This is a genomic window from Streptomyces sp. 3-6 (genome assembly GCF_056323165.1).
Genome location: NZ_JBWHZP010000009.1, coordinates 107,422 through 119,653, shown reverse-complemented (window position 1 = coordinate 119,653; position 12,232 = coordinate 107,422). Strand labels below are relative to the sequence as shown.

The 12,232-nt window shown below is 73.3% G+C and carries 11 protein-coding genes and 1 tRNA gene; 5 read left to right on the top strand and 7 right to left on the bottom strand.

Annotated features, from left to right (window positions below):
* Positions 1-84 precede the first annotated feature (84 nt).
* Positions 85-513 carry an Hsp20/alpha crystallin family protein gene (locus AC02VZ_RS14335; RefSeq protein ID WP_432055193.1) on the bottom strand — a complete coding sequence of 143 codons (429 nt, stop codon included), beginning with the start codon at positions 511-513 and terminating at the stop codon, positions 85-87.
* 195 nt (positions 514-708) lie between these two features.
* Here AC02VZ_RS14335 and AC02VZ_RS14330 point away from each other — a divergent pair, with 195 nt between their 5' ends.
* The gene (locus AC02VZ_RS14330) at positions 709-1,011 is read left to right on the top strand and encodes a hypothetical protein (protein WP_432055159.1); all 303 of its coding nucleotides are present in this window, start codon (positions 709-711) and stop codon (positions 1,009-1,011) included.
* Positions 1,012-1,154: 143 nt separating this feature from the next.
* Here the strand turns inward: AC02VZ_RS14330 and AC02VZ_RS14325 are convergent, their stop codons facing one another.
* Together AC02VZ_RS14325 and AC02VZ_RS14320 are read right to left on the bottom strand one after the other, a co-directional pair.
* On the bottom strand, positions 1,155-2,723 hold the full coding sequence (locus AC02VZ_RS14325) for an MFS transporter (protein WP_432055158.1): 1,569 nt from the start codon (positions 2,721-2,723) through the stop codon (positions 1,155-1,157).
* Positions 2,724-3,042: 319 nt separating this feature from the next.
* Entirely contained in the window at positions 3,043-4,413 is a 1,371-nt protein-coding gene (locus tag AC02VZ_RS14320) for a DUF445 domain-containing protein (RefSeq protein ID WP_432055157.1), read from the bottom strand.
* Positions 4,414-4,608: 195 nt separating this feature from the next.
* Between AC02VZ_RS14320 and AC02VZ_RS14315 the strand changes: the two genes are divergently transcribed.
* On the top strand, positions 4,609-5,973 hold the full coding sequence (locus AC02VZ_RS14315) for an SGNH/GDSL hydrolase family protein (RefSeq protein WP_432055156.1): 1,365 nt from the start codon (positions 4,609-4,611) through the stop codon (positions 5,971-5,973).
* Positions 5,974-6,315: 342 nt separating this feature from the next.
* Here AC02VZ_RS14315 and AC02VZ_RS14310 read toward each other — a convergent pair whose 3' ends face one another.
* Complete coding sequence (locus tag AC02VZ_RS14310; RefSeq protein ID WP_432055155.1) at positions 6,316-7,131, bottom strand: DUF1707 SHOCT-like domain-containing protein; 816 nt, start codon at positions 7,129-7,131, stop codon at positions 6,316-6,318.
* 335 nt (positions 7,132-7,466) lie between these two features.
* On the opposite strand from AC02VZ_RS14310, the gene AC02VZ_RS14305 reads away from it, so the two are divergent.
* Positions 7,467-9,842 (top strand): transglycosylase domain-containing protein, encoded by a 2,376-nt coding sequence (locus tag AC02VZ_RS14305; RefSeq protein WP_476475499.1) that lies wholly within the window; start codon positions 7,467-7,469, stop codon positions 9,840-9,842.
* Between the two features lie 180 nt (positions 9,843-10,022).
* On the opposite strand, the gene AC02VZ_RS14300 is transcribed toward AC02VZ_RS14305, so the two are convergent.
* Together AC02VZ_RS14300 and AC02VZ_RS14295 are read right to left on the bottom strand one after the other, a co-directional pair.
* The gene (locus AC02VZ_RS14300; protein WP_203591459.1) at positions 10,023-10,325 is read right to left on the bottom strand and encodes a GroES family chaperonin; all 303 of its coding nucleotides are present in this window, start codon (positions 10,323-10,325) and stop codon (positions 10,023-10,025) included.
* 99 nt (positions 10,326-10,424) lie between these two features.
* Entirely contained in the window at positions 10,425-10,754 is a 330-nt protein-coding gene (locus AC02VZ_RS14295) for a DUF3618 domain-containing protein (protein WP_432055153.1), read from the bottom strand.
* Between the two features lie 195 nt (positions 10,755-10,949).
* Between AC02VZ_RS14295 and bcp the strand changes: the two genes are divergently transcribed.
* A complete protein-coding gene (gene bcp, locus AC02VZ_RS14290) occupies positions 10,950-11,417 on the top strand; it encodes a thioredoxin-dependent thiol peroxidase (RefSeq protein WP_432055152.1) in 468 nt (155 codons plus the stop codon).
* Between the two features lie 39 nt (positions 11,418-11,456).
* A tRNA-Leu gene (locus tag AC02VZ_RS14285) sits at positions 11,457-11,543 on the top strand.
* 84 nt (positions 11,544-11,627) lie between these two features.
* On the opposite strand, the gene rdgB is transcribed toward AC02VZ_RS14285, so the two are convergent.
* Entirely contained in the window at positions 11,628-12,230 is a 603-nt protein-coding gene (rdgB, locus tag AC02VZ_RS14280; protein WP_432055151.1) for an RdgB/HAM1 family non-canonical purine NTP pyrophosphatase, read from the bottom strand.
* Between the last annotated feature and the right edge of the window lie 2 nt (positions 12,231-12,232).

Genomic DNA, 12,232 nt, shown 5'->3' with positions numbered 1-12,232 from the left:
CGCGTTCGCGCTACGAGCGGCGTTTCAAGCGGCTTTCCGAGCGGCACTACGAACGGCACTACGAACGGCGCTTCGAGCGGTGCTTCAGCCGCGGAGCTGCTTGCGTCCGCCGCCCCCGCTGATCTGGATGCGGCGCGGCTTGGCCTGTTCGGCCACCGGGATGCGCAGGGTCAGGACGCCGGCGTCGTAGGACGCGTCGATGCGCTCGGTGTCCAGGGTGTCGCCCAGGAAGAGCTGACGGGTGAACGTGCCGCTGGGGCGCTCGGCGACGATCGTCTCGGCTCCCTCGGGGGCCGGGGAGCGGCGTTCGGCGCGCACGGTCAGGACGTTGCGCTCGACGTCCAGCTCGATCGTCTCGGGGTCGACGCCGGGGAGGTCGAAGTGGACCAGGAAGTCGTCCCCGGAGCGGTAGGCGTCCATCGGCATGGCGGCGGGACGGCCCGCGGGGCCCTCGCCGAAGAACTGCTGCGCGAGGCGGTCGAGGTCACGGAAGGGGTCGGTACGCATGAGCATCACGGGTCACTCCTCTCCTCGGGTCCGGTCAGTGCGATGCCCGTACTTCTTATATAGCTCGAAGGAGGAAACTTGACAAGTGCCGACTCAACTACGGTCCACGGGTCCACGGGTACCCTCGGGACGCAGTGGACCGTGACGTGTGAGACGGACATGACGGCGACCCCTTCGGGGGAGCATCGGAGGCAGGGCGGCATGGCGAGGATTCCCAGTTCGGTGGTGGCGGCGAGCGGGCTCGTCGGCGGGTACGCGGTGGCCCGCTGGACGCGGCAGCGCCCGCTGGGCGGAGTCGTCCTCGCCGCCGCGGGGACGGCCGCCGCCCGGCAGTGGCGGCAGCGCGCCGGGGGGCCGGCCGCGGGCGCGCTGACGGCCGCCTACGTCGCCGCGTTCGCCGGGTCGCACCCGCTGGCCAAGAGGGTGGGTGCCTGGCCGTCGGTGTTCGGGGTGGCCGGCGCCGTGGCGCTGGCGTCCTGGGCGGTGGCCGACCGGCGGGGCTGAGCCGGCCGAACCCCGGACGCCCCGCGTCAGCCGGCCCGACCCCCGGTCACCTGACGTCAGCCGGCCGCCCGCAGGCCGCCCCGCGTCAACCGGCCGCCCCCCGGACGCCCCGCGTCAGCGGGCCGAAGCCCGGACGCCCCGCGTCAACCGGCCGCCCGTCGCGCCTCCGGCCCCGGGCCGCCCGACGCCGGGCCGCCCGACCCCGCGCTGTTCGCCCCCGCACCCTGCGTCCCCGGACCACCCGGCCCCGAGCCGGCCGGCTCCGCCGCGGTGAGCGGTGTGGCGATGTCCTCCAGCGCACGGCGTTCCGCGTTCACCGCGAGGAACACGGCCACCAGACCCGCCGCGCACATCAGGCCCGCGCCGATCTGGAACGCCAGCACGGTGTCGGCGACCTTGCCGGTGTTGGTGAGTTCCGCGAAAAGCAGCGGGCCGCTGATGCCGCCGGCGGCGGTGCCGATGGCGTAGAAGAAGGCGATGGACATGGCGCGGGTCTCCATCGGGAAGATCTCGGAGACCGTGAGGTAGGCGCTGGAGGCGCCCGCCGAGGCGAAGAACAGCACCGCGCACCAGCAGGCCGTCATGGTCGTCGCGTCCAGGGACCCCCGGTCGAACAGCCAGGCCGTGCCGAACAGCAGCACACCCGAGAGCAGATACGTGCCGGAGATCATCACCCGGCGGCCGACGGTGTCGAACAGCTTGCCCAGCAGCAGCGGTCCGAGGAAGTTGCCGAGCGCGATGACGGCGAAGTAGTAGCCGGTGTGGCCGCTCGCCACGTCGAAGAACTGGGTGAGGATCGCGCCGAAGCCGAAGGTGATGGCGTTGTAGAGGAACGCCTGGCCGATGAAGAGGGCGAAGCCGAGCGTGGCCCGCTTGCGGTACCGGGAGAGGATCGTGCGGGCGATCTCCGTGAACGACACGCTGCGGCGCTGGTGGATGGTCAGCTCGCCCTCGGGCTCCGGCAGGGTTTCGCCCCGCTCCTGCTCCACCCGGCGTTCGATCTCGGAGACGATGCGTTCGGCCTCGTCGTCACGGCCGTGGATCAGCAGCCAGCGCGGGCTCTCCGGGACGTGCCGGCGGACCAGGAGGATCACCAGGGCGAGGACCGCGCCGAGGGCGAAGGTGAGCCGCCAGCCCACGTCGGCCGGGAAGATCGACGTGTCGAGGGCGACGATCGACAGCAGGGCGCCGCCGACCGCGCCGAGCCAGTAGCTGCCGTTGATGAGCAGGCCGACGCGGCCCCGGTAGTGGGCGGGGATCAGCTCGTCGATGGCGGAGTTGATGGCCGCGTACTCGCCGCCGATGCCGAAGCCGGTCAGGAAGCGGAAGAGGAAGAACCACCAGGTGTCGAAGGCCAGGGCGGTCAGGGCGGTGGCGCCCAGGTAGACCGCCAGGGTGATCATGAAGAGTTTCTTGCGGCCCCACAGGTCGGTGAGGCGGCCCCAGAACAGGGCTCCGATGCAGGCGCCGGCCACGTAGAGGGCGGCGGAGATGCCGGTGACCTCGCCGGAGGTGATGGGCAGTCCGCTGCCGGGCTCGGACAGACGGGCGGCGATGTTGCCGACGATGGTCACCTCGAAGCCGTCGAGGATCCACACCGTGCCGAGGCCGATGACGATCGACCAGTGCCAGCGGGACCAGGGCAGGCGGTCCAGGCGGGCGGGAATGCTGGTGGTGACGGTGCGTCCGGTCCCGGACCGCGCGGTGGTCATGGCCCCCTCCTCGGCTCCTCGACGACTCGCCCGGACCGGGTCCTCGACGCCGTGACGGGCCGTCGTCGGATCCCCGGGGAGCGAACCACCGTCAGGTGCCCGGGGTGCGGCCCTTTACGCCCCCGCCCCGGCCCGGACGGGGCCGCACGGCGCCGCCGCGGCCCGGCTCCAGCGCCGGGAGCGGCCTGCCCGCTCCAGCGCCGAGGGCCGCCTGCCCTCTCCCCCGCCGCTGCCCCGGAGGGCCCCGCCCCGCGACCCCGCTCCAGCGCCGGGAGCCGCCTGCCCGCTCCCCCACGGCTGCCCCGCACGGGGCCGCGCCCTACGCCCCCAGCGCCCGCGACACCGTGTGGATGAGCAGTCCGACCAGCGAGCCCACCACCGTGCCGTTGATCCGGATGAACTGCAGGTCGCGGCCGATGTTCGCCTCGATCTTCTTCGTGGTGTGCTCGGGGTCCCAGCTCGCCACCGTGTCGGTGATCAGGGAGGTGATCTCCTTGCGGTAGGTGGTGACCACGTAGACCGCGGCGCTCTCCAGCCAGCCGTCGACCTTGCCCTGCAGCGTGGTGTCGGCGGACATCCGGGACCCCAGGGAGAGGAGCGAGGCGCGCACGCGCAGCCGCAGCTCGCTGCGCTCGTCCTCGGCCGCCGCGACGATCATCGCGCGTACGGCGGTCCAGGCCGAGGCGATGAGGTCCTGGACCTCGCCGCGGCCGAGGATCTCGCCCTTGAGGCGTTCCACGCGGGCGCGGGTCTCGGTGTCGGACTGGAGGTCGGAGGCGAAGTCGGTGAGGAAGCGGTCCAGTGCGCCGCGCGCGGGGTGCTCGGGCATGTCGCGCATCTCGGTGACGAAGCGCAGCAGTTCCTTGTAGACGCGCTCGCCGACCTTGCGGTCCACGAACCGCGGGGTCCAGCCGGGCGCGCCGACGTGGACGGCCTCCATCACCGTGTCGCCGTGCAGCACCAGCCAGTCGTGGGCCCGGTTCACCACCAGGTCGACGGCCCGCTTGTGGCCGCCGTCGGCCACGATCCGGTCCAGCATCTTGCCCATGCCGGGCGCGATCTCCTGGGCGTCGGCGCGGCGGGTGATGGCCTCGCCGACCACGGCCTGGACGTCGGAGTCGCGCAGCACGGCCAGCGCACCGCGCAGGGCCGCCGCCAGCTCGGCGGTGACCCGGTCGGCGTGCTCGGGGACGGCGAGCCAGGCGCCCAGCCGGCTGCCGATGCCGACGGCCCGCAGCCGGCCCCGCACGACCTCCTCGGAGAGGAAGTTCTCCCCGACGAACTCCCCGAGGGAGACGCCGAGCTGGTCCTTCTTCCGGGGGATGATCGCCGTGTGCGGGATGGGCAGGCCCAGCGGGTGGCGGAAGAGGGCGGTGACCGCGAACCAGTCGGCGACCGCGCCGACCATGCCCGCCTCGGCCGCGGCGGCGACGTACCCCGCCCAGGCACCGGCGCCCCGGTGCGCGGCCCACTCGGCGAGCACGTAGACCACGGCGACGAAGACCAGCAGGCCGGTGGCGGTGAGCTTCATCCGGCGCACACCGCGCCGCTTCTCCTCGTCCGCCGGGCTGAACGCGGTCATCGCGCGGTTCGACACGGCGCCGGGACGGTCCTGCCGCCCCTCGGCGCCGCGCCCTGTGCTCCGCGGTGCGGTCTCCGCCGCCGTCTGCGGTTCCTCGGTCCGTTCCATCCACTCCACCCGTTCGGTGATCCCTCACACATTGTCCCTTCCTGACCGACTCCCGGAACGGAACAGGAGTTCCCGGCGTCTGTTCCGGGGGGGCGACCGCGCGGGGTGGCGCGCACCGCCTCCCGCCCGTGACGCATCATGGGTTCGTCGGACCGGAGCCTCGGGGCTCCCACCTCCCGAGGAGAACAGCACAGCATGACCAGGGGACGTGACGGGGGCTCGGGGACGCCCCCAGCGAAGCAGCGCGCCCTGCTGGCGGCCGTCCTCGCCGCGATCGTGGCCCTCTCCGCCGCCCTGTACGTGGGCGTCGCGGCCGACGACGGCACCGAGCGGCGCGACACCCTCGCCGGCGGCCGCGCACCCCACAACCCGGCCGCGCCCGCCTCCACCGGGACCTGGGTGGCCTCCTGGGCCACCGCGCCCGTCGGCGGCGAGCCCGGCACCGAGACCACCGGCCTGGCGGGCCGCTCGGTGCGCAACGTCGTCCACACCAGCGCCGGCGGTACGAGTGCCCGCGTCACGCTGTCCAATCTCTACGGGCAGTCCCCGCTCACCGTGACGCACGCGTCGATCGCCGTCGCGGCCGGACCCGGCCGTGCCGCCGCCGTCGCCGGCACCCTGCGCCCGCTCACCTTCACCGGCAGCCGCTCCGTCGTCGTCCCGGCGGGCGCCCAGGTGACCAGCGACGCGGTGCGCGTCACCGTGCCCCGGGACGGCGACGTGCTGATCACCACCTACTCCCCCACCCCGTCCGGGCCCGTCACCTACCACCCGCGGGCCCGCCAGATCTCCTACGTCGCCGAGGGGCAGCACACCGCGGACACCACCGGCGCCCCGTACACCACGCGGACCGGCTACTGGCGGTACGTGACCGCGCTGGACGTGCTCAGCAGCGAGTCGGACGGCACCCTCGTCGCGTTCGGCGACTCCCTCACCGACGGGGTCTCCGCAAGCGTCGGCGCCAACAACCGGTGGCCGGACGTCCTCTCCGACCGGCTGCGCGCCGCCCAGGACGCGGGGCGGGACGTGCCCCGGCTCAGCGTCGTCAACGAGGGCATCAGCGGCAACCGCCTCCTCACCGACGGCCTCGGCCGCCCGCCGGAGAACCCCAGCGGCCTCAACCGCTTCGGCCGGGACGTCCTCGGCCGCACCAACGTACGGGCCGTCGTCGTCGACCTCGGCGTCAACGACATCCTGCGCCACCCCGGCGCCGGCGACCCGGACCAGATCCTCGACGGCCTGCGCACCCTCGTCGACCGGGCCCACGCCCGCGGCCTGAAGGTCGTCGGCGCCACCCTCATGCCGTTCGGCGGGCACCCCGGTCACACCGAGGCGCGGGAGGCGGTGCGGCAGCGGATCAACGCGGAGATCCGCTCCGGGCGGGTCTTCGACGCGGTGGTCGACTTCGACAAGGCGCTGCGCGACCCCTACGACCCGCGCCGCCTGCGCCCGGTCTACGACTCCGGCGACCACCTCCACCCCAGCGACCGCGGCTACACGCGGATGGCGCAGGTCCTCGACCTCGACGAGCTGAGCGGCGGCGCCCCGGCGCAGTTGTGACGGGCGCGGGTGCCCCGCCCGTTCTGTGACGGGGCGCGGGCGCCTGTTGTCCGGTGACCGGGCGCGGGTTCCCGTCGTCCGGTGACGGGTCCCCGGGGTCGCCGGGAGGCGCTGCGGGAGCGCCGGGGTGGCCAGGGCGGCGAGAGGGCCGGGACGCGGACGGGGGGCCGGGGCCCAGGGTCACCGGTCACGGGGTCACAGGCCACGCCGAAGGGTCAGCGGCCGGCGGAGGGGCCCGCCGGTGGAGGGTGGCCCAGCGGTGGAGGGTGGCCCAACGGCGGAGGGTGGTCCAGCGGTGAACGGTGGCCCGCCGGTCGCGCCGCCCGGGGCCGGGACCGCCCGTCAGTGCCCGCCGTGTCCGCCCCGGCCGTCACGGCGCTCGGAGGGCTCCTCCGCGCCCGAGCCGTGCAGGCCGTGCAGGCCGTGCAGGCCGCCGTCCCAGGACCTGGAGCCCGAGGAGGCGTCCAGTGCGCGGCGGTTCGCCTTGCGTTCCAGCTTCTGGCGTCGGCGTTCCTCGCGCAGCCGCTGCTTCTCCGCACGGGGCAGCTTGCGCTGCACCCCGACCCCGCCCCAGAAGGCGAAGCCGGTGACGATCACCCGGGGCGCGCCCGGCTCGGCCGGAACGCCCTCCTCCCGGTGGTCGAAGCCGCCCATGATGCCGATGCCGCGCACCACGACCTCGACGCCCGGCGGGACGGTGATGTCCACCCCGCCCATGATCGCGATCGCGTTGATCACGATCTCGCGGTCCGCGAAGTTCGCCTCCCGCAGGTCGATGTCCCCGCCGCCCCAGAACGCGAAGCAGTTGAACTGCCGCGGCGCCGTCCAGCGGCCCTTGCGCTGGAACCCCGACATCACCGCGACCGCCCACGACGACCGGCCGGCGTCGTCGCCGCCCACGATCCGCCCGGCCCAGTCGTCGGAGGGGGCCGGTTCCTTGGTCAGCGACACCGCCGGGGCGTTGACGCCGGCGGCCGGCAGATCACGGGTGATCGGCGCCAGTTCGCCGTACGTGCGCGCCCGGTAGGTGGCGTCCAGCCGCTCCCCGAACTCCTCCATGTCCAGGCGCCCTTCAGCGAGCGCCTCGCGCAGGATGTCGGCGACCCGTTCGCGGTCACGGTCGGAGGCACGGAGGTCCGGGGCGGCGTCGTCGGTCATACCCGTCAGCCTACGATTCCCCGCCGTCCGTCGGCTACGACGGACGGCGGGAACGCCCCCGGTCCCGCCTCCGCCCGCCGCCCCCGCCCACCGCCGACGGCACCCGGCGGCCGGAGGCCGCCCCCGCCCGCCCCGGCCCGCCTCCGCCGCCGCCCTGCCCTCCCCTCGCCGCCCGCCCTCCCCGCCCGGCCGGGCCCCATGCGTGTGAGAAGGCGCATCCGACGCGGACGCGCCGCGTCGGCACGGAACTGTTCCCCGGATGCGACAGTCTTCAATAGAAGGAGCGCACCAGGCGTAGAGCGACGAACGAGGCGAAACAGGAGTCCGTGCACGACATGAGCGACGAGCCGCAGCCACAGCCCGGCCCGGGCCGGCCCCCGAGAGAGCCACAGGCGGCGGACGCCCCGCAGGGCACGGCGGAGGGCGGACGCAGGCGCACCGGCTGGCGTCGCCTGGTCCCCACCTGGCGGATCGTGCTCGGCACCTGCCTGGTCGGCGGCCTGCTGCTGGTCGGAGCCTTCTTCCTCGGCTACCACCTGGTGAAGATCCCGCCCGCCAACGCCCTCGCCACGAAGCAGGCCAACGTCTACCTGTACGCCGACGGCTCGGTCATCGCCCGCGACGGCGAGGTCAACCGGGAGAACGTCACGCTCGACCGCGTCTCCAAGGACGCCCGGCACGCGGTGCTGGCCGCCGAGGACCGAGACTTCTACACGCAGTCCGCCGTCGACCCCAAGGCCATGGTCCGGGCCGCCTGGAACACCGCCACCGGCAAGGGCAAGCAGTCCGGCTCCACGATCACCCAGCAGTACGTGAAGAACTACTACCTGCGGCAGGAGCAGACCGTCACCCGCAAGGTGAAGGAGTTCTTCATCGCGATCAAGCTGGACCGGGAGCAGACCAAGGACCAGATCCTCGAGGGCTACCTCAACACCAGCTACTTCGGCCGCAACGCCTACGGCATCCAGGCCGCCGCCCAGGCCTACTACGGCATGGACGCCAAGGACCTCGACGCCGGCCGCGCCGCCTACCTGGCCGCGCTGGTCAACGCGCCCAGCCAGTACGACGTCGTCGCGCACCCGGAGAACCGCCGGGCCGCGGAGTCCCGCTGGAACTACGTCCTGGACGGCATGGTCGAGAAGGGCTGGCTCAGCGAGTCCGAGCGGGCCGGCATGGAGTTCCCCATGCCGAAGGAGAGCACCACGTCCACCGGCATGTCCGGACAGCGCGGCTACATCGTCCGCATCGTCAAGGACCACCTGGTGCAGAACCGGATCGTCGCCGAGGAGGAACTCGACCGGGGCGGCTACCGCATCACCACCACGCTCCAGAAGGACAAGCAGGACGCCTTCGTCGACGCCGTCAACGACAAGCTGATGGACCGCCTCGACAAGAAGAACCGCAAGGTCGACACCTACGTCCGGGCGGGCGGCGCCTCCGTCGACCCGAGGACCGGCAAGGTCGTGGCGATGTACAACGGCATCGACTACGTCAAGCAGTACACCCCGAACGCCACCCGCCGGGACTACCAGGTCGGCTCGATCTTCAAGCCGATCGTGTTCACCTCCGCCGTGGAGAACAAGTCCAACACCCAGGACGGCCGGCTGATCACGCCCAACACCGTGTACGACGGCACCAACAAGCGCCCGGTGCAGGGCTGGTCCGGGCACTACGCCCCCGAGAACGAGGACCACGTCTCCTACGGCGACGTCACCGTGCGCGAGGCCACCGACAAGTCCGTCAACTCGGTGTACGCGCAGATGGCGGTGGACGTCGGCTCCGAGAAGGTCATGCAGACCGCCGTCGACCTCGGCATCCCGGCGAAGACGCCCTCGCTGACGCCGAGCCCGTCGATCGCGCTCGGGGTGGCCACCGCCAGCGTGCTGGACATGGCGGAGGCGTACGCGACGCTCGCGAACCACGGCCGGCACGGCACGTACACCATGATCGAGAAGGTGACGAAGGACGGCCGGGAGACGGTGGAACTGCCGAAGCGGCAGACCCGCCAGGCCGTCAGCCGCCAGGCCGCCGACACCACCACCTCGGTGCTGCGCGGCGTCGTGCAGAACGGCACCGGCACCGCCGCCCTCGACGCCGGACGGCCCGCGGCGGGCAAGACCGGCACCGCCGAGGAGGACAAGGCGGCCTGGTTCGCCGGTTACACCCCCGACCTCGCCACCGTCGTCGCCGTGATGGGCCAGGACCCCGAGACCGGCGCCCAGAAGAAGCTGTACGGCGCCATGGGCCTGCCCCGCGTCAACGGCGGCGGTGTCCCGGCCGAGATCTGGGCGCAGTTCACCCGGGAGGCCCTGGAGGGCGAGCCGGTGCAGGAGTTCGACCTCGACCTCCAGGTGGGCGCCGACCAGATCCAGCCCCTGCCGAGCGACGCCACCCCCGCCGACCCCGGCGCCGGCGAGGAGGACGAGGACCACTCGCCCACGCCCGGCGGGCCGGAGAGCGGCACCGAAACCCCTGGCACCGATCCGGGGCAGACCGAGGGCCAGACCGACGGCCAGACGCAGGGCCAGACCGACGGCGGCACCGGCACCCCGGACGGAGGAACCACCGAGGGCGGCACCACCGACGGCACCGGCACCGGCGGCACCACCGGTGACCCCACGGGCGGCACCGGGGACGGCGGCGCCGACGGCACCGGCGGCATCGACCAGGGCGGCCTCTCCGGCACGCTCACCGGTGGCCGCAGGCAGTGACCGGCGGGCCGGCGGGTCGGCGGGTCGGCGAGCCGCGGACGCTGAACCCCCGGACCGCAGTCCGGCGCCCCGGACGGCGCGTGGCCCCGGGGTCCACGCGCCCGGGGGCCCGACACGGCGGAGGGGGCCGGTGACCACCGCGGTCACCGGCCCCCTCCGTCACGCACACAGCCGGCGGGCCTACAGGTACAGGCCGGTCGAGTCCTCGGAGCCCTCGAACCGGTCCGCGGCCACCGCGTGCAGGTCGCGCTCCCGCATCAGCACGTAGGGCACGCCCCGCACCTCCACCTCGGCGCGGTCCTCCGGGTCGAACAGCACCCGGTCGCCGGGTTCCACCGTCCGGACGTTCTGCCCGACGGCCACCACCTCGGCCCAGGCCAGCCGCCGGCCCACCGCGGCGGTCGCGGGAATCAGGATGCCGCCCCCGGAACGCCGCTCGCCCTCAGTGGTGTCCTGCCGGACGAGCACGCGGTCGTGCAGCATCCGGATGGGCAGCTTGTCGTGCTGGGAGCCGTGGTCGTTACTGTTGGCGCTCACGCTCTGAAACCTACCTGCCCGCTCCGCCCCCGCGCGCGGGCGGGGTCAGCTCCGGCGCCGGCGCGAGCCCAACGCCAGCAGCCCCACCACGCCGACCAGCAGCACCGCCGCCGGCACGACCCGCTCCATACGGGGGGACCCGTCCTCGTCCACGAACCGGGCCTTCACCTCGCTCAGCGCGGCGTTCACCCCGACGTAGGCGCGGCCCACCGTGTGGTCCACGTGGGAGACGACCCGGGCCTTGGCGTCGTCCACGATCGTCTTCGGGTGCACCCGCACGCCGATCTCGTCCAGGGTCTCGGCCAGCACCGCGCGACGGCGCCGGATGTCCGCCTCGATCTCCGCCGGGGTTCTGGTGTCCGCCGTGTCCGCCACCGTGTCGCCTCCGAAGTCCGCTGGATCCGTGAATCCGCTGATGTGATCCGCTGATACCGCTGATACCGCTCATACCGCTGTTGCCTGTGCCGGACAGTCTGTCAGCTTCGCGCCGGGCCGCACCGTCAGCACCCCCGGTTACCCTCGATCCCGGCACCCGATCCACCCAGCGCGCACGTACGAGGAGACAGACCGATGAGTGAACGCCTCCAGCCCGGGGACGAGGCCCCCGCCTTCACCCTGCCCGACGCCGACGGCAACGAGGTGTCCCTCGCCGACCACCGGGGCCGCAAGGTCATCGTGTACTTCTACCCCGCCGCCCTCACCCCGGGCTGCACCAAGCAGGCCTGCGACTTCACCGACAACCTCGACGTGCTGGCCGGCGCGGGGTACGACGTGATCGGCATCTCACCGGACAAGCCCGAGAAACTGGCCGCGTTCCGCGAGAAGGAGTCCCTGAAGGTCACCCTGCTCGCCGACCCCGACAAGAAGGTCCTGGAGGCGTACGGGGCGTTCGGGGAGAAGAAGAACTACGGCAGGACGTACCTGGGCGTCATCCGCTCCACGATCGTGGTGGACGAGGAGGGCAAGGTCGAGCACGCCTTCTACAACGTCCGGGCGACGGGACACGTGGCCAAGATCATCAAGGATCTCGGCATCTGATGCCGCTGCCCGGCCGCTAGCATGGCCGGGCAGCATCGAGCGGCCGTGGTGGAACTGGCAGTCACGCTGGGTTTAGGTCCCAGTGGGGTAACTCCCGTGAGGGTTCGAGTCCCTCCGGCCGCACCAGAGTCCGGTCCACCGGTCCGTTCGGCCCACCGGTGTCCGGCCCACCGGTCCGTTCAGTCACCGGTGTCCGGCCCACCGGTTCGTTCAGCCCACCAGTTCGCGGATCACCGGCACGAGCGCGCGGAAGGCCTTGCCGCGGTGACTGATCGCGTTCTTCTCGGCGGCCGTCAGCTCCGCGCAGGTCCGGCTCTCGCCGTCCGGCTGGAGGATCGGGTCGTAGCCGAAGCCGCCGGTGCCGGACGGGGCGTGGCGCAGGGTGCCGGTCAGGCGGCCCTCGACGACCCGTTCCGTGCCGTCGGGCAGGGCCAGGGCCGCCGCGCAGGCGAAGTGGGCGGCGCGGTGCTCGTCGGCGATGTCGGAGAGCTGGGCGAGGAGCAGGTCCAGGTTGGCCCGGTCGTCGCCGTGGGTGCCGGCCCAGCGGGCGGAGAAGATGCCCGGGGCGCCGCCGAGGACGTCGACGCAGAGGCCGGAGTCGTCGGCGACGGCGGGCAGGCCGGTGGCGCGGGCCAGGGCGTGCGCCTTGAGGAGGGCGTTCTCGGCGAAGGTGACGCCGGTCTCCTTGACGTCGGGGACCTCGGGGTGGGCGTCGGCGCCGACGAGTTCGTGGGGCAGGCCCGCGTCGGCCAGGATCGACCTGAGTTCGGTGATCTTTCCGGCGTTGCGGGTGGCGAGGATCAGGCGGGTCATGG

What these genes read in the sequence shown, in the direction of transcription:
- AC02VZ_RS14335 (WP_432055193.1), bottom strand. Translation starts at nt 513, where the DNA reads ATGCTCATGCGTACCGACCCCTTCCGTGACCTCGACCGCCTCGCGCAG.
- bcp (WP_432055152.1), top strand. Translation starts at nt 10,950, where the DNA reads ATGAGTGAACGCCTCCAGCCCGGGGACGAGGCCCCCGCCTTCACCCTG.
- rdgB (WP_432055151.1), bottom strand. Translation starts at nt 12,230, where the DNA reads ATGACCCGCCTGATCCTCGCCACCCGCAACGCCGGAAAGATCACCGAA.
- AC02VZ_RS14305 (WP_476475499.1), top strand. Translation starts at nt 7,467, where the DNA reads ATGAGCGACGAGCCGCAGCCACAGCCCGGCCCGGGCCGGCCCCCGAGA.
- AC02VZ_RS14310 (WP_432055155.1), bottom strand. Translation starts at nt 7,131, where the DNA reads ATGACCGACGACGCCGCCCCGGACCTCCGTGCCTCCGACCGTGACCGC.
- AC02VZ_RS14300 (WP_203591459.1), bottom strand. Translation starts at nt 10,325, where the DNA reads ATGCTGCACGACCGCGTGCTCGTCCGGCAGGACACCACTGAGGGCGAG.
- AC02VZ_RS14315 (WP_432055156.1), top strand. Translation starts at nt 4,609, where the DNA reads ATGACCAGGGGACGTGACGGGGGCTCGGGGACGCCCCCAGCGAAGCAG.
- AC02VZ_RS14320 (WP_432055157.1), bottom strand. Translation starts at nt 4,413, where the DNA reads ATGGAACGGACCGAGGAACCGCAGACGGCGGCGGAGACCGCACCGCGG.
- AC02VZ_RS14325 (WP_432055158.1), bottom strand. Translation starts at nt 2,723, where the DNA reads ATGACCACCGCGCGGTCCGGGACCGGACGCACCGTCACCACCAGCATT.
- AC02VZ_RS14330 (WP_432055159.1), top strand. Translation starts at nt 709, where the DNA reads ATGGCGAGGATTCCCAGTTCGGTGGTGGCGGCGAGCGGGCTCGTCGGC.